This is a genomic window from Ruegeria sp. R13_0, assembly GCF_017743995.1.
Taxonomy (GTDB): Bacteria; Pseudomonadota; Alphaproteobacteria; order Rhodobacterales; family Rhodobacteraceae; genus Ruegeria.
Window position 1 is genome coordinate 1 of sequence record NZ_JAGHRB010000014.1, and the last position, 19,536, is coordinate 19,536.

The 19,536-nt window shown below is 58.4% G+C and carries 23 protein-coding genes; 10 read left to right on the forward strand and 13 right to left on the reverse strand.

The features are described 5' to 3' along the window. The 3 genes from J7394_RS17475 to parC form a co-directional block, all read right to left on the reverse strand. Positions 1 to 280, reverse strand: a 280-nt coding sequence (locus J7394_RS17475; protein WP_209252860.1) for a GTP-binding protein, incomplete at its 3' end; no start/stop codon positions are given. Between the two features lie 115 nt (positions 281 to 395). Continuing rightward, positions 396 to 986, reverse strand: coding sequence for a hypothetical protein (locus tag J7394_RS17480; protein WP_209254938.1), 591 nt, complete (start codon positions 984 to 986; stop codon positions 396 to 398). Between the two features lie 97 nt (positions 987 to 1,083). Beyond that, on the reverse strand, positions 1,084 to 3,432 hold the full coding sequence (gene parC / locus J7394_RS17485; RefSeq protein ID WP_209254940.1) for a DNA topoisomerase IV subunit A: 2,349 nt from the start codon (positions 3,430 to 3,432) through the stop codon (positions 1,084 to 1,086). A gap of 202 nt (positions 3,433 to 3,634) precedes the next feature. Between parC and J7394_RS17490 the strand changes: the two genes are divergently transcribed. From J7394_RS17490 to J7394_RS17515, 6 genes are all read left to right on the forward strand, one after another. After that, on the forward strand, positions 3,635 to 4,261 hold the full coding sequence (locus J7394_RS17490) for an SH3 domain-containing protein (RefSeq protein WP_247748281.1): 627 nt from the start codon (positions 3,635 to 3,637) through the stop codon (positions 4,259 to 4,261). Between the two features lie 69 nt (positions 4,262 to 4,330). Further along, entirely contained in the window at positions 4,331 to 5,158 is an 828-nt protein-coding gene (locus J7394_RS17495) for an SDR family NAD(P)-dependent oxidoreductase (protein WP_209254946.1), read from the forward strand. Between the two features lie 79 nt (positions 5,159 to 5,237). Further along, a complete protein-coding gene (locus tag J7394_RS17500; protein WP_209254947.1) occupies positions 5,238 to 5,438 on the forward strand; it encodes a twin transmembrane helix small protein in 201 nt (66 codons plus the stop codon). Between the two features lie 2 nt (positions 5,439 to 5,440). Next, entirely contained in the window at positions 5,441 to 6,013 is a 573-nt protein-coding gene (locus J7394_RS17505) for a cob(I)yrinic acid a,c-diamide adenosyltransferase (RefSeq protein ID WP_170380420.1), read from the forward strand. A gap of 423 nt (positions 6,014 to 6,436) precedes the next feature. Beyond that, positions 6,437 to 7,195, forward strand: coding sequence for an electron transfer flavoprotein subunit beta/FixA family protein (locus J7394_RS17510; protein WP_170463230.1), 759 nt, complete (start codon positions 6,437 to 6,439; stop codon positions 7,193 to 7,195). After that, positions 7,195 to 8,124: an electron transfer flavoprotein subunit alpha/FixB family protein gene (locus tag J7394_RS17515; RefSeq protein ID WP_209254948.1), complete on the forward strand. Its 930-nt coding sequence runs from the start codon at positions 7,195 to 7,197 to the stop codon at positions 8,122 to 8,124. Before J7394_RS17510 ends, J7394_RS17515 begins: the two co-directional genes overlap by 1 nt. A gap of 59 nt (positions 8,125 to 8,183) precedes the next feature. On the opposite strand, the gene J7394_RS17520 is transcribed toward J7394_RS17515, so the two are convergent. Then, positions 8,184 to 9,011 carry a DUF6473 family protein gene (locus J7394_RS17520; RefSeq protein WP_247748282.1) on the reverse strand — a complete coding sequence of 276 codons (828 nt, stop codon included), beginning with the start codon at positions 9,009 to 9,011 and terminating at the stop codon, positions 8,184 to 8,186. Between the two features lie 173 nt (positions 9,012 to 9,184). Here J7394_RS17520 and J7394_RS17525 point away from each other — a divergent pair, with 173 nt between their 5' ends. Beyond that, entirely contained in the window at positions 9,185 to 10,060 is an 876-nt protein-coding gene (locus tag J7394_RS17525) for a 3-hydroxybutyryl-CoA dehydrogenase (RefSeq protein WP_209254950.1), read from the forward strand. A 75-nt stretch (positions 10,061 to 10,135) separates the two neighbouring features. Here J7394_RS17525 and J7394_RS17530 read toward each other — a convergent pair whose 3' ends face one another. From J7394_RS17530 to J7394_RS17565, 8 genes are read right to left on the reverse strand one after another with little or no spacing between them, the layout of a single operon-like run. Beyond that, the gene (locus J7394_RS17530; protein WP_209254952.1) at positions 10,136 to 11,035 is read right to left on the reverse strand and encodes a lysophospholipid acyltransferase family protein; all 900 of its coding nucleotides are present in this window, start codon (positions 11,033 to 11,035) and stop codon (positions 10,136 to 10,138) included. Between the two features lie 40 nt (positions 11,036 to 11,075). Beyond that, positions 11,076 to 11,345: an HPr family phosphocarrier protein gene (locus J7394_RS17535; RefSeq protein WP_170380425.1), complete on the reverse strand. Its 270-nt coding sequence runs from the start codon at positions 11,343 to 11,345 to the stop codon at positions 11,076 to 11,078. A gap of 16 nt (positions 11,346 to 11,361) precedes the next feature. Next, the gene (locus J7394_RS17540) at positions 11,362 to 11,754 is read right to left on the reverse strand and encodes a PTS sugar transporter subunit IIA (RefSeq protein WP_170484001.1); all 393 of its coding nucleotides are present in this window, start codon (positions 11,752 to 11,754) and stop codon (positions 11,362 to 11,364) included. Continuing rightward, the gene (gene rapZ, locus J7394_RS17545) at positions 11,751 to 12,632 is read right to left on the reverse strand and encodes an RNase adapter RapZ (RefSeq protein ID WP_209254954.1); all 882 of its coding nucleotides are present in this window, start codon (positions 12,630 to 12,632) and stop codon (positions 11,751 to 11,753) included. The genes J7394_RS17540 and rapZ overlap by 4 nt, the downstream gene beginning before the upstream one ends. Next, positions 12,629 to 13,099, reverse strand: coding sequence for an HPr kinase/phosphorylase (locus tag J7394_RS17550; protein WP_209254956.1), 471 nt, complete (start codon positions 13,097 to 13,099; stop codon positions 12,629 to 12,631). The genes rapZ and J7394_RS17550 overlap by 4 nt, the downstream gene beginning before the upstream one ends. Before the next feature lie 3 nt (positions 13,100 to 13,102). Further along, entirely contained in the window at positions 13,103 to 14,821 is a 1,719-nt protein-coding gene (locus J7394_RS17555) for a sensor histidine kinase (protein WP_209254958.1), read from the reverse strand. A 32-nt stretch (positions 14,822 to 14,853) separates the two neighbouring features. Continuing rightward, a complete protein-coding gene (locus J7394_RS17560; protein ID WP_209254960.1) occupies positions 14,854 to 15,558 on the reverse strand; it encodes a response regulator transcription factor in 705 nt (234 codons plus the stop codon). A gap of 21 nt (positions 15,559 to 15,579) precedes the next feature. Next, a complete protein-coding gene (locus tag J7394_RS17565; protein WP_209254961.1) occupies positions 15,580 to 15,846 on the reverse strand; it encodes a hypothetical protein in 267 nt (88 codons plus the stop codon). A 60-nt stretch (positions 15,847 to 15,906) separates the two neighbouring features. On the opposite strand from J7394_RS17565, the gene J7394_RS17570 reads away from it, so the two are divergent. From J7394_RS17570 to J7394_RS17580, 3 genes are all read left to right on the forward strand, one after another. Continuing rightward, positions 15,907 to 17,505: a phosphoenolpyruvate carboxykinase gene (locus J7394_RS17570; protein WP_209254963.1), complete on the forward strand. Its 1,599-nt coding sequence runs from the start codon at positions 15,907 to 15,909 to the stop codon at positions 17,503 to 17,505. Positions 17,506 to 17,848: 343 nt separating this feature from the next. After that, positions 17,849 to 18,139, forward strand: a complete 291-nt coding sequence (locus tag J7394_RS17575) for a hypothetical protein (RefSeq protein WP_170380432.1) — start codon at positions 17,849 to 17,851, stop codon at positions 18,137 to 18,139. Between the two features lie 111 nt (positions 18,140 to 18,250). Continuing rightward, a complete protein-coding gene (locus J7394_RS17580; RefSeq protein ID WP_247748283.1) occupies positions 18,251 to 18,715 on the forward strand; it encodes a hypothetical protein in 465 nt (154 codons plus the stop codon). Between the two features lie 4 nt (positions 18,716 to 18,719). Here J7394_RS17580 and J7394_RS17585 read toward each other — a convergent pair whose 3' ends face one another. Continuing rightward, the gene (locus J7394_RS17585) at positions 18,720 to 19,484 is read right to left on the reverse strand and encodes a sulfite exporter TauE/SafE family protein (protein WP_209254965.1); all 765 of its coding nucleotides are present in this window, start codon (positions 19,482 to 19,484) and stop codon (positions 18,720 to 18,722) included. Positions 19,485 to 19,536 lie beyond the last annotated feature (52 nt).

A 19,536-nucleotide genomic window follows, 5' to 3' on the forward strand; every position in this document is an offset into this window, starting at 1 on the left:
TCTGGGCAGCACCGGTGATCATGTTCTTGACGTAGTCGGCGTGACCGGGGCAGTCAACGTGCGCGTAGTGGCGGTTCTCGGTCTCGTATTCCACGTGGGCGGTCGAGATGGTGATGCCGCGCGCTTTCTCTTCCGGCGCACCGTCAATCTGGTCATACGCTTTGAAGTCACCGAAATACTTGGTGATCGCTGCGGTCAGCGTCGTCTTACCATGGTCAACGTGCCCAATCGTGCCGATGTTGACGTGCGGTTTTGTACGCTCAAACTTTTCCTTTGCCATTCCTCAGGCGCCCTTTTGCGATTTGGGGGACCCTTGGTCCCGTGGTTACATCTGCGCGCGCGAGATATTTGGTTCAAAGGGGAAAATCAAGCACATCCTGAGGGAAATGCGCCGATCACGCTGGATTTTGCGTGAGCTCACTCGTTTCCAGCGGCTGGATCAGGTCCGGGCGCCGGTCAAACCAACCATTGTCGCTATGTTCTTCGGCCAACCACTCTTCGACTCGGTCCGCAACCTTCAAGGCCAAACCGCTCATCTGCTCTTCTTTGGTGCGGGAGTGACCCGACCCCGCCAAAGCACTTTCGCCGGTCGTATCTTCCAGAACCTGGAACTGCTTGCCTTTGGCGAGGAACTCTTTCTTTTTCACATCATAGACGTTGACCAGAACAATCGCCGTGCTTTTGGGATTGTAGATCACCGGAATTCCCGGAGGCGCCAGCATGTAGCCTTCGAGGCTGATACCGATATCATATTCCTGTGCGCCCTCGTAGCGGCCCAGGCGGATATCGACCGCGTTCTGGATTGCCTTGGTCCATTCATCCGGCGTCGCATCGCGAGAGACAGGTCCCTTCACCGCTTTGTCGGCAAACGCATAGTTTACGCGCAACTTGAATTCCCCCAATGACTCGGGTTCTTCATAAACTTGCGTCTGCGTGCAGGCGCTCATCAGGGCAAGTCCAGTAATCAGGGTCAAAATGCGCAGCATGATCTCGTCTCGATAGGCCTGTTTTTCTTTGATCTAGCGCACCGATACGGCCTGTGCCAAGCCGTATCGGCGGATTTCGCCCGAAACCCTCGTAAGATCACGAGAATTTATAGTCACGCGGGAAACCATAAGGGGGCTTTTTCCCGACGCTGGCGCGTTTGGCCAGCCATTGGGACATATCCGCCTCATGCCGGGTTTTGTCGCCGCCCATGGACCACTTGAGCCCTTCCTCCCAGTTAAAGGTGGTGATGTCGGACAGTCCGCCATCCAGCTCCAACGTGCCCTGCCGGCCGCGCGCCATATTGTATTTCTGCAAACGCACGCCTTTGCCTCGGGTCATCTCTGGCAGTTCTTCGGTCGGGAAGACCAGGAACTTGCCGTTTTGTGAGACAACTGCGACGTGATCGCCCGCGACGGGTTTACAGATCATCGCTGTCTCTTCGCCTTTGACGTTCAGCACCTGTTTCCCGTTGCGTGTCTGCGCCAGAACGTCATCCTCGGGCACCATAAAGCCGTTGCCTGCGTCGGAGGCCACAAGCAGCTTGCGCCCCGGCTTGTGGATCAGGATGTCGATGATCTGTGCCTCGTTCGGCAGATCGACCATCAGGCGGAGTGGCTCACCCATACCCCGCCCGCCGGGCAGGTTGGAGGCGCTGACGGTGTAGAACCGCCCGTTCGATGCGAACACCAGCAACCGATCCGTGGTTTCCGAATGAAAGATGAACCGAGGGCCATCGCCATCTTTGAACTTCAATTCGCGCTTGAGGTCGATGTGACCGGTCATGGCCCGAATCCAGCCCATCTGAGAGCAGACCACCGTGATCGGTTCACGGTCGATCATCGCCTCAAGCGGCACTTCCTCGACCTGTCCGGCCTCGGCGAACCTGGTACGGCGCGCGCCGCCTTCATAGTCTTTGCCGAAGGTTTTCTTGGTCTCTTTCAACTGCTCGGCGATCTTGGCCCATTGCAGAGCGGGGTCGGCCAGTAGGTCTTCGAGATTGGCGCGCTCCAGCATCAACTCGTCGCGTTCGCGGACCAGTTCCATCTCTTCGAGACGACGCAGGCTGCGTAGGCGCATATTGAGGATGGCGTCGACCTGAACTTCAGACAACTCACCCTCACCCGGTTTGGGTGTGATGTAGTCGGATTCATCTGTGGCGCGGACGTGGTCGATACCCCAATCCTCGCGCATCAGCGCGGCTTTGGGGTCGTCGTCGTAGCGAATGATGTCGATCACACGGTCGAGATTGAGGAAGGCGACGATAAAGCCCTCCAATACCTCCAGCCGATGGTCGATCTTCGCCATGCGGTGACGCGAGCGGCGGATCAGAACCTCTTGCCGGTGATCGAGGAAGGCGCGCAGCACTTCCTTCATCGAGCAGACTTTAGGCGTCACACCGTCGATCAGCACGTTCATGTTCAGGCTGAACCGCACCTCTAGGTCCGAGTTGCGATAGAGCATGCCCATCAGCACCTCGGGGTCGACGTTTTTGGAACGCGGCTCGAGGATCAGACGAATGTCATCAGCGGATTCGTCCCTTACATCTGCGAGGATAGGGATTTTCTTGGTTTGGATCAGTTCCGCGATCTTTTCGATCAGCTTGGACTTCTGGACCTGATACGGGATCTCGGTGACGACGATCTGCCACTGGCCGCGGCCCAGATCCTCGACCTCGAACTTGCAGCGCAGGCGGAAGGACCCGCGCCCGGTGCGATAGGATTGCGCGATGTTCTCGGGCGGCTCAACGATCACGCCACCGGTCGGGAAATCCGGGCCGGGCACATAGTTCAACAGAGTGTCGTCGCGCGCATCCGGCGTTTTGATCAGATGTAGACAAGCGTCGCAGAGTTCCGAGATATTGTGCGGCGGGATATTCGTCGCCATGCCCACGGCAATACCGCTGGCACCATTCGCCAATAGGTTCGGAAACTGCGCGGGCAGCACGACCGGTTCGGTCAGCGTCCCATCATAATTGTCGCGGAAATCAACAGCGTCTTCGTTCAAACCCTCAAGCAGCGCCTCGGCTACGATGGTCATCCGCGCTTCGGTGTATCGCGAAGCCGCCGGGTTATCACCATCGATATTGCCGAAATTCCCCTGCCCGTCGACCAGCGGGTAGCGGACGTTGAAGTCCTGCGCCAGACGCGCCATCGCGTCGTAAATCGCGGCGTCACCATGAGGGTGATAGTTACCCATCACATCACCCGAGATCTTCGCGGACTTCCGGAAACCTCCGGTTGCACTGAGTCGTAGTTCCCTCATCGCATAGAGGATTCGCCTGTGAACCGGTTTCAAACCGTCACGCGCATCCGGCAGCGCCCGATGCATGATGGTGGACAGCGCATAGGTCAGATAGCGCTCGCCAATTGCGCGGCGTAGCGGTTCGGCTACCTCGCCCCCATTGTCAGGGGCCTCCATGTTGGGGTCGTCGATCGTATCGTTCATATATAATGTGATACGACGCAAGCGCGGCTTGGTAAAGCAACCAAGACTTATTTTACTGGGGACAAGTCGCGCTTTTTGCAACAGGGGGAGGCAACCCACGGATTTCCCCCATTTTTCGACTCCCGCCTCGAAATATGCTATGCTTTCATGAATTAAACTGCTGCCAATTCTTGTATTTACGATTTCTTCGGGGGGAAGCGTCATGACGCGCCTGATACTTGTTACTTTTGCCGCCCTTGGCTGGGCCTTCTACGTCATGAGCGGAGGCCCCGATTTCGAGCCGCGCGGCCTGCGCAGTGACAATCCGCAGCGCATGGCGGCCACGTTCGAACCTGCACCCAAGGCGACGCCTCCGGCTGCCGCACCGGTTGAGGAGTTGGTGACCCGCGCCGCAGCTCAACCCATCCCGGTGATCGAGCCTATTGCAGAACCCGAGCCTGTTCTGGGAGAGGAAGAGACCAAGGCGCTTCTGTCTCAGGTTGCAGCTGGATTGCAGGCGAATCCGTCCCTGTTCGAAGATCAGGATGTCACGCTGACGCTGGCCTCGCTGGAAGGCGGCGTGACGGCGTTGCAGCAAGTCGCAACCGACGCAGAACCCGCCGTCGCCCCTGTCGCGGAACCCGAAAAGGACATCCGCGAAATCTCTGGCACCCGCGTGAACATGCGCGATGGTCCGGGCACGATCTATCCCATCATCGGCAAGGCCACGATCGGACAACGGGTCGAGGTCCTGAGCGATTCCGGCACCGGCTGGCTACGCACACGCGTGTTTCCCGGGCAACAGGTCGGATGGATTTCGGCGTCACTGGTCCGCAAAACCGCAAACTGACGTCCGGGCGTCATTGCCCTGTTTCCTCTCGCGCCCTAGGTGTTGGGGACGTTGAGGTTCGGGGCCATCATGCAGAAATCAATTCTTATTACCGGCTGTTCGTCCGGCATCGGTCTGGATGCAGCACACGGTATGCGCGCACGCGGTTGGCGCGTCTTTGCCTCGTGCCGCCAGCAACAGGATTGCGACAGGCTACGCGCGCAGGGATTTGAAAGCCCGCGAATCGACTATCAGGACACAGACAGCATCAGCGCCGGACTGGCCGAAGTTCTTGAGGCCAACGGAGGCACCTTGGACGCGCTGTTCAACAACGGAGCGCACGGGTTGCCCGGCGCGGTCGAAGATGTGCCGACCGACGGTTTGCGGTTTATCTTCGAATCAAATGTCTTCGGCTGGCATGAATTGACGCGGCAGGTCATTCCCGTCATGCGCGAACAGGGTCATGGGCGCATTGTCCAGAACTCCTCAGTTCTGGGGCTGGTCGCGTTTCCTTGGCGCGGTGCTTATGTCGCCACCAAATACGCGATCGAAGGCTTGACCGACACGATGCGCCTGGAACTGCGCGGCAGCGGCGTCAAGGTCATCCTGATCGAACCCGGTCCGATCACGTCGAAAATCCGCGAAAAGGCGATTCCGGTGTTCGAGCGGTTCGTGGATTGGGAGAACTCGGTCCTGCGTGACAGGTATGAGGCATCGTTGCTGAAACGGCTCTACGAAAGCTCGGGGCCTGACAGGTTCGAACTGCCGGCCTCGGCGGTGACCGACAAGCTAGCCTATGCGGTCGAAGCGAAACGGCCCAAGGCGCGCTACTACGTGACGACTCCGACCTATATTGCGGGCTATTTGCGGCGAATTCTGCCAACAAAAGCCATCGACCGAATCCTGTCAGACATCTGAGGCAAAATTTCCCGTTCGCTTTTGGCACTGCAGGCGCTAGATCAGGCGCACACAAAGAAAAAGCGGACGGTGACTGACGATGGACCCTTTGATGGTCGTTTTGCTCTTGGCGATGGCGGCGGTTGTCGTCGTGCTGACCCTTGGAATCGCAAATTTCGGTAAAAGCGGCATGGATGCCGCCAAGAAAAGCAACAAGATGATGCGCCTGCGCATCCTCTTTCAATTCATTGCCGTAGTACTGATTGTGCTTTACGTCTTCCTGCGCGGACAAGGAGTTTGAAGATGGTCGTTCTGAACAAGATCTACACGCGCACAGGCGATGACGGAAAAACCGCTTTGGGCAATGGCGAGCGGGTTGCGAAATACTCGGGCCGCGTGGCCGCATATGGCACGGTAGATGAGCTGAACGCCTTTGTCGGTGTTGCCAGGACCGAAGCCGAGGGCGAAACTGACGCCGCGCTGGCCCGCATTCAAAACGACCTGTTCGATCTGGGGGCTGATTTTTGCCGCCCCGACATGGAAAAGGACGCCGAGGCCGACTACCCACCGCTGCGCATCGCGCCTGCTCAGATCGATCGGCTCGAGGCTGAAATCGACGCGATGAATGCTGATCTTGAACCGCTGCGCAGCTTCATCCTGCCCGGCGGCTCGGCTTTGGCGGCGCATTTGCATGTCTGCCGCACCGTCTCACGCCGGGCTGAGCGTCTGGCAGTTGAGCTTACCAATATGGAGCCTGTCAACGAGGTCGCGGTTAAATATCTGAACCGTCTGAGTGATTGGTTCTTCGTCGCCGCCCGCTGCGCCAACAACAGCGGCAAGGATGATGTCTTGTGGGTTCCGGGCGCGAACCGCTGAAAGCGGCGGGACGTCCACTGGACGCTATGGCAACCGGAAGGACAAAGTCCCGGCCCGCAGGGCGGGAGCGAACCGCTGAAAGCAGCGGAACGTCAAGTGGACGTCCCGGCGACCAGAAGGGCGGAGCCCCAGCCCGAAGGGTGGGCGCAAAGCGTCGTATACTCGGCGCACCGCTAACCAAAACATTCAGTCGTCTTGGTTCAGCTGGGCGTGTTGGCCACCGGCAACCAAATCCCATCATCGACGGCTAACCGTCAAAAACTCTGCTCCCTATTCGTCAAAAAACACAAAACGCGACGTCTCAAGCCCATGACGTGACGATTTTGCTCTGTTGTCGATGAGATTGAGGCGCTATCTAGTCCCGCGAGAGCATTGGTGGAGTCGCGACGCGGCTTGCCGTTTTTGTAAGGAGCGAACGCAAAAATGAAGGTACTTGTGCCTGTCAAGCGCGTGATTGACTACAACGTTAAGGTCCGTGTTAAGGCGGATGGCAGCGGTGTTGATCTCGCCAATGTAAAGATGTCGATGAACCCGTTCGACGAGATTGCAGTTGAAGAGGCGATCCGCCTGAAAGAAGCAGGCAAGGCTGACGAAGTCGTTGCTGTTTCGATCGGCGTGAAGCAGGCGCAGGAAACACTGCGGACTGCTCTGGCCATGGGCGCCGACCGCGCGATCCTGGTTGTGGCTGCGGATGACGTCCACACGGATATCGAGCCTCTGGCCGTTGCGAAAATCCTGGCCAAAGTGGTCGAGGAAGAGCAGCCCGGCATCGTTCTGGCGGGCAAGCAGGCGATCGACAACGACATGAACGCCACCGGCCAGATGCTATCGGCCCTGCTGGGCTGGAGCCAAGGCACCTTCGCGTCCGAGCTGGACATCGAAGGCGACACCGCCAAGATCACCCGTGAGGTTGACGGCGGTCTGCAGACCATCAACGTCAAGATGCCGACCATCGTGACCGTTGACCTGCGCCTGAACGAGCCGCGTTATGCGTCTCTGCCGAACATCATGAAGGCGAAGAAAAAGCCGCTGGATGAGAAAACCGCTGCCGATTACGGCGTCGACGTCACTCCGCGTCTGGAAATCGTCAAAACCGATGAGCCGCCGGCCCGTGCCGCTGGTATCGTCGTCGGCTCGGTTGATGAGCTGGTCTCGAAACTCAAAGAAGCGGGGGCTGTGTAATGGCTGTACTTCTGCTTGCCGAAGTCAACAATGGCGAACTGTCGCTGGACGCCACCGCCAAGGCCGTGTCCGCTGCGAAATCGCTGGGTGATGTGACCGTTCTGACCGCGGGTGGTTCTGCCGCTGCTGCCGGTGAGGCTGCCGCCAAGATCGACGGCGTGTCCAAGGTTCTGGTTGCTGAAGACGAGTCGCTGGGCCACCGCCTGGCTGAATCGACCGCAGCACTGATCGTAGGTCTGGCCGATGGCTATGAGCACATCGTTGCCCCTGCCACCACCGACGCCAAGAACGTCATGCCGCGCGTTGCTGCGCTGCTGGACGTGATGGTGATCTCGGACGCGTCCGGCGTGGTTGACGGCTCGACCTTCGAGCGTCCGATCTATGCAGGCAACGCGATCCAGACCGTCAAGTCGAACGACGCCAAGAAAGTCGTCACCTTCCGCACCGCTTCCTTTGATGCGGCAGGCGAAGGCGGTTCGGCTGCGGTTGAGACCATCTCGGTTGGCGAAAACCCCGGCCTGTCGTCCTGGGTTGAGGACAAGGTTGCCGAGAGCGACCGTCCCGAGTTGACCTCGGCTGGTGTTGTTGTTTCGGGTGGCCGTGGTGTCGGCTCGGAAGAGGACTTCAAACTGATCGAAACCCTGGCCGACAGGCTGGGCGCTGCTGTTGGCGCGTCGCGTGCTGCTGTTGACTCTGGCTATGCCCCGAACGATTGGCAGGTGGGTCAGACCGGTAAGGTCGTTGCACCGGACCTGTATGTCGCTGTCGGCATCTCGGGCGCGATCCAGCACTTGGCGGGTATGAAAGACTCGAAGGTCATCGTTGCGATCAACAAAGACGAAGAAGCGCCGATCTTCCAGGTTGCCGACTTCGGTCTGGTTGCCGACCTGTTCCAGGCCGTGCCGGAACTGACCGAGAAACTCGGCTGATCGAACCAAGCGGTTGCTTGGAAAACCATTGTAAGGCCCGCCCCCTCGGCGGGCCTTTTTCAATGCAAATCACGGATCGATCGGAAAAGAGTTTCTGCGATCCGACGATGGGTCGCCGGGCCGATCATATGTTCGGCCATAGGCTGCTGAAGGGTCCCGAACAGCATATCCTCCAACTCATCCGATTCGCCGGAGATCCGGACTGACATCGAAACGACATCCGCACTGTACGGCCTCAGTGCTTCCATCATCTCGGTATCAACAAAGACGGGTTCACAGCCCAGCGGCACGGCAACCTCATGGGCGATCTCGCCATCGACCTGCAGGTTCAGCAAAACGACCGGAGGCCGGATCCCCTGTAGAAAAGCGCCAAGCGCCTCGACCCACTTTTTGCGAAGTTCGTGTGTGACGATTTCGAAGCGTGCGTCCGAATAGGAATGCAACAGCCCCATCAAGTGTCGTACGAAATGGACGTCCGTAAAATCCACCTCAGGGTAGAGCGTCAGCAGGTCCGGCGTTGGCGATAAAAACCGGTCATTGCGGCGCGGATGCACCCGGTAGAAGCGATTCGATTGTCCCAGCGCCCCCGGCAATTGCAGCACGCAAAGATCGGACTCATTCGCCAGTTTAACCAAGGTGGAATCGCCGCACAGCGCCTCAACCCCACAAAGAAGACTGCCGAAGTTGACGCATTTACGGTCCAGTAGACCTTCGAGAATCGCGACATAGGGGCGTTCGACGAAGCGACCAAAGGTCTCGTCCCCTCCGATGCAGGCCAAATAGGACCCGTCCAACGCACGTGACGGCCCCCGGAATCGCAGTTTTGACGCCCCATACTGACAGATACTGTCTTCGGGCACAGCTGCGCCCGTTTGATGATAGCTCATATCACTCACCCAATTTTTCACCCGGTTGCCATCTTGCCGTCGCAAGTCTTGCGAAATTGCTAATGCGCGGATTTGAGGCAAATTTGACCGGTCTGCGGACCTCTGATGCCTCTTGCCGCCCGCCCCAAACTGCCGGTAATGTCGCCGCAAGCTGAGAGCAGAGGCACCAGAGCATGGAAATCAAATCGGTCGGAGTGATTGGCGCAGGCCAGATGGGCAACGGGATCGCGCATGTTCTGGCGTTGGCGGGCTATGACGTGTTGGTCAATGACGTCAACAAGGACGCGCTGGACAATGCCGTAAAGACGATAGAAGGCAATCTGGCGCGTCAGGCCTCACGCGGGAAGATCTCGGACGAGGCTGTGCAAGCCGCTTTGGGGCGGATCACAGCGACACTGGAGCTGCCGCGTCTGGGCCAGACCGATCTGGTGATCGAGGCCGCGACCGAGCGTGAGACGATCAAACAGGCGATCTTTGAGGATCTGCAACCGCATTTGCTGCCCCATACAATCCTGACATCGAACACATCCTCGATCTCGATCACACGTCTGGCAAGCCGGACTGACCGGCCCGAGCGGTTCATGGGGTTCCACTTCATGAACCCGGTGCCCGTCATGCAGCTTGTCGAGCTGATCCGGGGAATTGCCACGGACGAAGAGACCTACAACGCCTGTAAGGCCGTGGTCGATAAACTGGGTAAAACCGCTGCCAGCGCTGAGGATTTTCCGGCCTTCATCGTGAACCGTATCCTGATGCCGATGATCAACGAGGCGGTCTATACGCTCTATGAAGGTGTGGGGAGTGTTCAATCCATCGACCAGTCGATGAAGCTGGGCGCCAATCATCCTATGGGGCCACTGGAACTGGCCGATTTCATCGGGCTCGACACCTGTCTGGCGATCATGAACGTGTTGCATGATGGGCTGGCGGATACCAAGTATCGCCCCTGTCCGCTGCTGACGAAATATGTCGAGGCCGGTTGGCTGGGGCGCAAGACCCAGCGTGGATTCTACGACTATCGTGGCGAAGTGCCTGTTCCGACGCGCTAAGAGGGGGCAGGCCTCCTCGCCCGGATTTCATCCGGTCTCACCCCCAGAATTTTTTTCGCCAGAAGAAGGAGCGGGTCAGCGCTTTGCCGTACCGCCCAAGGACATCGTGTGGTTTCGCAGCCACGCCATGAAACCGCGCGGGTCGCGTTCGAGCAGCTGCATGTCTTCGCCCGAGATCGGCTCTCCAATCACCGGGGACTGGGGCTTGTTGCAAGAGCGGACGATCTCATGCAGCAACAGGCCTTGCCGCAGGATCGGCGAGAGTTTGTTGGCAATCTGATAGGCGCGCGAGTTGCGGCCGGGAAAGTAGATCGGCACCACGGTCGCACCAGAGCGTCGGATCATCTTGGCGGTGAAGACGTTCCATTCGCGCTCAATCGCTGGCCCAAACCAATCATCCGAGGACATCACAACGCCCGAGGGGAACAGGGCGACCACGCCACCCTCTTTCAGGTGGTCCATCGCTTTGGTCCGCATTTCAAGCATTTTGGCCTGCGCTTCGGGGTCATGCGGGAAAGGAACGGGGATCATGAACGAGGTCGCGGCCTCATCCAGACCAGTCAAAACCGAGCGGGTCAGGATACGGTAGTCGCTACGGACACGTCCGATCAATTCGGCAAAAATCATACCGTCGACCATGCCGTGCGGGTGGTTGGCAACAACAACGACAGGGCCGGTTTTGGGAATACGTGCGATCTGTTCCTCGGGCGTGGTGAGGGTGATCCCCATCGTCTTGAGCGCACCGCCCCAGAACCGCTGGCCGCGATACTGCTCGTTTTTCTTTTCGAATTTATTGACCATCCGCAGAATGGTCAGCTTTCCGGTACACCATTCGATGGCGCGGATTGCCGTCGCTGTCCAGGCATCGTCGAATGAATTGGCGTAGGTCAGGGTTCTACGGTCGTAGATCTCGCCCTGATCATCTGTCCCGTCGACAACGGGGCCTGTCTTGGTGTCGTGCGTTGTTTCCGCCAATTCCTGGTCTTCCCGTTCTTCTTGTCCCGGCGGGGTGGCTTTAGAACCCCTCGCCGAACTTGTCGTTCACAAGCGTTTCCAAGGCTTCTGCCAATGCCTCAGCATCCGGCCCGGAGGTCTCGACGTCAATAGTGGTTCCGCGCGAGGCTGCCAACATCAAAAGGCCCATGATACTGTCGCCTGATGCAGAAAGTCCGTCCTTCGAGACTTCGGCACTGGCATCGAAACCTTCCACCACCTCAACCAGCTTGGCCGAGGCGCGGGCGTGCAGGCCCTTTTCATTGATGATTTTCAAGCTTCGATTGGTCATTTCAATACGTCCGGTCCTAGTCCAATGTCACATTTTGCGCATTGATGTACTTGCGTCCAGCCTCCATCGCGTGACGCACGGCGTCAGCCACGGGCAAGTGGCGACTTTTGGCCAGTTTGATCAGCATGGGAAGATTTGCGCCATACAAAATGCGCCGATCCTGCGGCGCGCATGCCTTGAGGCTGAGGTTCGACGGGCTGCCGCCGAACAGGTCCGTAACGATCACCACTCCGCCGCCCATATCAACGTCGTTAGCGGCGCGGCAGATTTCGGCCTGCTTTTCATCGCGGTCATGATCGGGTTCGATCGTAATCGCGACGAGGCCGGGCTGAGGCCCGACAACATGCTGCATGGCGGCCAGATACTCTTTGGCCAACCCTCCATGCGCTACGATCACTATCCCGATCAATCCGGCCTCACATTCAATGCGCGTCGTTCCATCTCGCGGTGCCTAATTGCCACCTGCTGCCCCCTGTCTGCAAGGGCTATCGCAACCGCCTCGGCCAATGCGACAGATCTGTGCTGGCCGCCGGTACAGCCGAAAGCAACCGACAGGTGGGCTTTGCCCTCGGCGCGAAAGGCAGGCAGCAGAAGGTCCAGCATTCCAACCACCCGGTCAAAGAACGGAGCGTAGTTCTTATCGGATTGGACATAGCGCGCCACGTCAGCGTTTCGACCGTCGGCGGCACGCAATTCCGGTCGCCAATAGGGATTGGCCAAAAAACGGCAATCGAACACCATGTCGAGGCCGCGCGGCAGGCCGCGTTTATAGGAAAAAGACTCGATCGAGACCGCAAGATGGCGGCCACCCTGTGGGGCGAACCAGTGTTCGACCTCTTCACGCAGCTGGTGAACATTCAGGGCGCTGGTGTCGATCAGGGTATCGGCAATTTCACGGATCGGGGCCAGCAGCTCTTTTTCCTGACGCACGCCGGTTTCAGGGCCCGCGTCCTTCGCCACAGGGTGACGTCTGCGGGTTTCCGAGAAGCGGCGCAGAAGAACCTCATCACTGCAATCCAGATAGAGGACGGTCAGGTCAACCTGTTCCATACGGCCCAGCTTGGCGGCCAGTTCGATGAAGCCGATGGTCGAGAAATCCCGGTTGCGCGCATCAATCCCCAACGCCATGGGCCGATCGTCCCCCGCGCCTTCCAGCAGGCGTGTCAGCAGACCCATGGGCAGATTGTCGATCGCCTCGAACCCCAGATCCTCAAGCACGTGAATAGCTGTCGATCGGCCTGCCCCGGACGGCCCGGTCACCAGAACGATCCGCCGTTGCGCTGTCATGTGCTGGTCCATTCCGGGTCTACGCGCCCCATTTTAAGCAATTGCATCAGTGCTTCGGCCAAATTGGGCACACCGGCGCCAAACAACAAGGCTACATAGTGCCCCAGCAACTGCAAAGTAACGGGTTCTGGCAGGCGGGCGGGCTGCTTCTGGTCCATGTCCAGCACATAATCCAAAGCCACCGGGCCGCAAGGGGCAGCGCGTAACAGTCCGATGCCGCGCGCCTCGATCAGGCCAGAAATCTGTGGCTGTGCGTCGGCAATCACCGCACCCGCGTCCCGCCGCAGATTGACCCGGTCGTCGGCAACCAGATCGGCCCCAAGGGCAATCATGCGAAGGGCGAGTGAGGACTTTCCCGACCCCGAGGCCCCAACGATCAGAAGCCCCCGCCCCTGAACCGCGACACAGGTCGCGTGAACACAGGCGCTGTCTTTGTCCGCAATGTCTGAAAGCGTCTGACTGCTCATGTCCTAGACAGGAAGCCCCACGACGAAACGCGCTCCCAGCGGCTCCGAGGTTACATCGGCTTCGGTCGGTCGGATATTCTCGGCCCAGATCACACCGCCATGCGCCTCGACAATCTGTTTCGAGATCGCCAACCCGAGGCCCGAGTTATTGCCAAAATGCTCCTCGGGGCGCTCAGAGTAGAAGCGTTTGAAGACCTTGGTCAGGGCCTGTTCCGGAATGCCGGGGCCTGTGTCCTCGACAACGACAAGCACGCGGTGGTCGCGTTGACGTACCCAGACACGGATTGCGTCGCCGTCTTCGCAGAAGGAAATTGCGTTCGTGATCAGGTTGACGAAAACCTGCGCCAAGCGCGCCTCAAGCCCATTGATCACGATCGGTTCGGCGGGCAGGTCTGTGGCGTATTCAATGCCCTTGGACTTGGCATCTTCGCCCAGAAACTGACCCAGATTGTCCAGCAATTTCAGCAGATCAAAGGGCTGTTCGGCCTCTTTCACAAGCTCCGCATCCAGCCGCGAGGCGTTGGAGATGTCGCTGACAAGGCGGTCCAGACGCCGCACGTCATGTTCGATGACGCCCATGAGCTTTTCACGCTGATCGTCGCGCTTGACCATCCGCAGCGTTCCCACAGCGGATTGGAGGCTGGCCAGCGGGTTCTTGATCTCATGCGCCACGTCCGCTGCGAATTGTTCATTCGCGTCAATCCGGTTGTAAAGCGCCGTGACCATGCCCCGCAGCGCCAAGCTAAGACGACCAATCTCATCGGGGCGTGCGCTGAGGTCCGGGATGCGAATGCGGCCCGGATTGACGCCTGTACCCCGGTCCTTACCCATCTCGGCGGCGGCGGCTAGGTCGGCCAGAGGATTGGCAATGGTCGACGCCAGAACAAGGCTAAGACCAACCGAGACCAGCAGAGCGACAACAAACATTTGCAGAATACGCTCCTGCTCGCGCCGGGCCAGCGCGTCAATCTCACCTGCCGGTCCGGTTATGGCAACAGCTCCGACCGTCGCGTCGTTGAACACGATGGGAGAGGCGGCAACGATCACCGTCTCGTCCATCTCGTCTTGAACGGCCTGCACCTGCGTTCTGCCGCCAAGCGTATCGGGGATGATGGATTGCACCCGTTGGGCCAGTGTCGGGGCCTCGTCAGTCGTTGACCAGTTGAACACCCTGGACACCCCGGTCCATACCGCATTCAAAGCGTCACTGATAACGGTGCTTCCGGTTTGGATGTCCGCCTCCGATTGCAGGATGGTCGACAGATCCACAGCAACTGAGGCACCACGCGTCCAGCCGATCAACGTGCCGCTTGCATCGTAGACGAAAACTTCGCCACCTTCTGGTAGGCTTAACCCTGCCAGAGTGTCACCCACATCCAGCACCCGCGGATTCTGAGCGCCCGCGGCTGCGTTCTGACGAATCTGAGCCTCGAACACGTTGCTAACCAGCTGCGCGTCGCCCATGAGGTTGCGCGCGGTTTGCTGAACCTGTTCCTTCCGGGAATCGTCCAGATACAAAAGCCCGGTTACCAGAATGACCAGGGCGATCAGGTTGAAGGTGACGATCTTGCGTGCCAAAGGCGAGCCGCGCAGAGAAAACAGGTTCCTCCGCGACCGCTTTTCTCGCAGTTCGGCAGACTCGGGGTCTTGCGGGATAACCCAGTCATCCCCGATGACGACATCACCGTCGTGCAGCTCGTCAGATTGGTCAGTGTCACGCACGGGACCACAATACCTTCAAACGGGGCGCGTGCCTATTCTTCGTTGTAGCGGTAGCCGATACCATAGAGCGTCTCGATAGCCGAGAACTCAGGATCAGCGGCGCGCATCTTCTTGCGAAGACGTTTGATATGGCTGTCGATGGTGCGGTCGTCGACATAGACCTGATCGTCATAGGCCACATCCATCAGCTGGTCGCGGCTTTTGACGAAGCCAGGGCGCTGCGCCAGGGCCTGCAGAAGCAGAAACTCGGTCACAGTCAGTGAAACATCATTACCCTTCCAGGTCACCGCATGGCGCAGCGGGTCCATCCGCAACTCACCACGTTCCATGACCTTCGCATCACCGGTGCTGACCGCGGTGCTATCGCCCTCGGTGGCTTCCTGACGACGCAGCAAGGCGCGAATACGTTCGACCAGAAGGCGCTGCGAAAACGGCTTCTTCACATAGTCATCCGCGCCCATGCGCAGACCCAGAACCTCATCGATCTCATCATCCTTGGAGGTCAGGAAGATCACAGGCATCTGGGTTTTCTGGCGCAGCCGCTGCAGCAGGTCCATCCCGTCCATGCGCGGCATCTTGATATCCAGAACAGCCATATCAGGCAGCTTTTTGTTGAAAGCATCCAGCGCAGCCTGACCGTCGTTATACGTTTCAACCTCGAAACCCTCAGCTTCGAGCGTCATGGATACCGACGTCAGAATGTTTCTATCGTCATCCACCAGTGCAATCTTTGACATTGGGGTCACCCCTATTCCTGCTCACATACGCAATAATACGCTTTTTTGTAGGATATTGTTGGCGGTTTTAAGGCGCCGAATCAATCCGTAACCACGAATCAAGCCATTCTTGCGGCAGTTCTGCGGCAAAAATGCCTTGCTGACCGCAAAATGCTGCCGGGTTTTCCGACAGGAAATTTGTGATGGCGCTAAACCTGAACTTGGTTGCGCTAACTGCGTCAAAGCCTCCTGTTCATGCCCCAAATGACCATGATAAGAGGACGCCTGTCCGCCGGAGTCGTCCGGCATGATTGCCCCAAGAGCGCACCGGGCCGAACTGCCTCTGCGCCGCCACAGGAGAAGACACACATGACATCTGGACGGGTTAACCCGCAATTCCGCCTCGAAGATCAGGGCATAGAGGGTCTGGGCAATGTCTATTACAACTTCATGGAACCAGCGCTGATCGAAGAAGCGCTGAAGCGCGGCGAAGGCATTCTTGGCAATGGCGGGGCCTTTCTGGTCACCACCGGCAAGTTTACTGGCCGTTCGCCTAAGGACAAACACGTCGTGAAAACCGACAGCGTCGCCGACAGCATCTGGTGGGAAAACAACGCCGCCATGAGCCCCGAAGGCTTTGATGCGTTGTACGAAGACATGCTGGCCCATATGAAAGGCCGCGACTATTTTGTGCAGGACCTCGTTGGCGGGGCCGATCCGACCTATTCGATCAACGTGCGCATGGTCACCGAGCTGGCCTGGCACAACCTGTTCATCCGCCATCTACTGCGCCGCCCGGATCGCGAAGATCTGGATGACTTCACGGCTGACTTCACCATCATCAACTGCCCCAGCTTCCAGGCCGATCCCGCCAAGCACAATTGCCGCAGCGAGACTGTGATTGCACTGAACTTCGACCGCAAGCTGATCCTGATCGGCGGCACCGAATACGCGGGCGAGAACAAGAAATCCGTCTTTACCCTGCTGAACTACATGCTACCGGAAAAAGGCGTGATGCCGATGCACTGCTCGGCCAACCACGCCGTTGGCAACCCGGTCGACACCGCCGTTTTCTTTGGCCTGTCGGGCACCGGCAAGACCACGCTGTCCGCCGATCCGGCACGCATTCTGATCGGTGACGACGAACATGGCTGGTCGGATCGCGGGACCTTCAACTTTGAAGGCGGCTGCTATGCCAAGACCATCAACCTGAACGCCGAGGCCGAGCCCGAGATCTACGCGACAACCTCGAAATTCGGAACGGTGATCGAGAACATGGTCTTCGATCCCGAAACCAAAGAACTGGATTTCGACGATGACTCGCTGACCGCGAACATGCGCTGTGCGTACCCGCTTGAGTATATCTCGAATGCATCCAGCAGCGCTCTGGGCGGTCATCCCAAGAACATTATCATGCTGACCTGTGATGCGTTCGGCGTGCTGCCTCCGATCGCGCGGCTGACACCGGCGCAAGCGATGTATCACTTCCTGTCTGGCTTCACCTCGAAGGTCGCAGGCACCGAGCGGGGCGTGACCGAGCCGCAGCCGACCTTCTCGACCTGCTTTGGCGCGCCCTTCATGCCGCGCCGCCCTGAGGCCTATGGCAACCTGCTGCGTGACAAGATCGCCCAGCATGGCGCAACTTGCTGGCTGGTGAACACTGGCTGGACCGGTGGCGCCTATGGCGTTGGCAGCCGGATGCCGATCAAGGCCACCCGCGCCCTGCTGACCGCCGCGCTGGACGGTTCGCTGGCCGATGCCGAGTACCGCAAGGACGCCAATTTTGGCTTTGACGTGCCTGTCTCGGTTCCCGGCGTGCCCGAGGTTCTGCTGGACCCGCGCCGCACTTGGGATGATCAGGTTGCGTTCGACAAGCAAGCCGAGAAACTGGTGCAGATGTTTGCGGAAAACTTTGAACAGTATATCCCGTTCATCGACGAAGACATCAAGGCCGTTGCCATCGGCTGACCTGTCTCAAGGGCGCTTCGGCGCCCTTTTCTGTGCCTGAACGTTCACCTTCCGGTTACCGAGCAGAAACAGCGTATACAAATGCGTTGTTCCGAAGTTTCCGATACGCTACAGTCGGTGCATTAAATTGGCCCGGGGCTTTTGCACCGGGCCAAATCTTAAAATAACCTTTGGGCAGCTCATGCGCGGACACTCACACCGGCGAATTGGGCAACCTAATCACAACACTAGTCTATGTAGATGGGGTAAAGTGTCAATATGAAACCAGTCAGACACCACGGTGTTTGGACATATTTCCAGGTTTCGGCTTTGGCCAATTTGGCACGAAAATGACAGGTAAGATATGACCGAAATCTCGAAACTCACCGAACTTCGCAAGCTCATGCAAAGCATGGAGCGCACACTGGGCCTTGAACAGCTTTCCCCGGTCGAGCGCGACATTTATTACGCGGCCGAAGAGCTATCGAAAGCCGACCAAGAAGTCCGGACATTCGGCTTGATCGAACACACTCTGGTTCAGAGCGTTTCGCGGCCCACCTTTTTCCGTGCGCTGAAGTCGCTGGTGGAAAAGGGTTATCTGTCGCAAAGCGGCACAGCCAATCGCGGACGGTATATCGTACATGCACCACGGTGACGCCGCGCCCCGGCAGATCAACGGCTGATCGACGTGCGCAAGTGGGCCTCGGAAACTTTTTTTGCCTCTTTGGCCTATGTGATCGCATCCTTCCTCACTTTTGAGGTCCTGATGCCTTTGCAGAACTTGTTCTTTCCCGAATATCCAAGCCGGGCAAGTCTGCTGTTTCTGCCACATGGCGTGCGCGTTTTATCCGCGTGGCTATTGGGCTGGAGGGCGATCTTTGCCCTTCTTCCCGGTGTTTTCATCGTTTTCGCAGCGCTCGGCGGCAGCGATGTGTTCCTGCCAAGCCGTATTATGGCAATGGCAATCGCCGTAACCACGGTTCCAGCGGTCTTCTATCTCTGCAAATGGCTCGGCTGGGATCTGTTTCCACGCGCCGACCGCAAACCCTGCTGGATTTGCATCATGGGCGTCGGAGTTGTGACCTCGTTCCTGGTCTCAGGTCTAACGAATTTGGCCTTCGGCAGTGCGACCGCAGAGTACATTGCCTTTCTGATCGGAGACGTCTCGGGCCTGTTCTTCCTAATGCTCGGCCTCTATTTCGCGTTTCGCTTTGCAGACAAGCGGGCGTGATCCGCTAACCGAACAGGCCTCGGCGGACAAGGTTCAACCCAGCAACCAGAAGCACCAACAGGGTTATTTTCCGAAACAGGGCCTGATCAATGCGGTCCTGCAACCGCATCCCCAGCCACAACCCCGCAAGGGCCGGCACGACCAAAACGGCTGAGAACGGTGCTGTCTCTCGATTCAGTATCCCTGATCCGATATGGGCCACTGTCAAAGCCACAGCGCCCAAACCATAGATCACGCCCTGCACTCTCAACTGCTCTTGCTTTGGGGTGTTCAGGGCTGTCAGATACGCCACGGTCGGAGGCCCCCACACGCCCGACATCCCACCGACAAATCCGGCGATTGCTCCGAAGATCGCTTCGAAACGCGCTGATGCCGTCTTGAGGGAAAAGGTGACCCCGAGGATCTGCAGCAATGCAAAACCCGTCACCGGAATGCCGATCAACATCAGGAAGGTCGAGGCCGGAACCAGCGTCACCAATTGGGCCCCGATCAGCAGAAAGATCAAACCGACGCTCAGAAAAACCCGGAACCGCCGGATCGACGCAATAGCCGCTCTCCCCCCTTCCTGCAGCGCCTGAACGCCGTTGGTCACAACGGTCGAGAAGATCAGACCGGCAACAGCAAGCTCGGGCGACAGAAACATGCTCAGACCAGAAACCAGAACCATCGGCATCGCAAACCCGACCATGCCTTTGACCCATCCGGCAAGACACGCAATCGCAGCGGCAAGAGCAAGATCGGTCGGAGAGAGTGTGGAAAACAATGTCATGCCGTCTAGATATCACCCTGCACGCTCTCTGCACTGCAAAAACGCCAAGGTA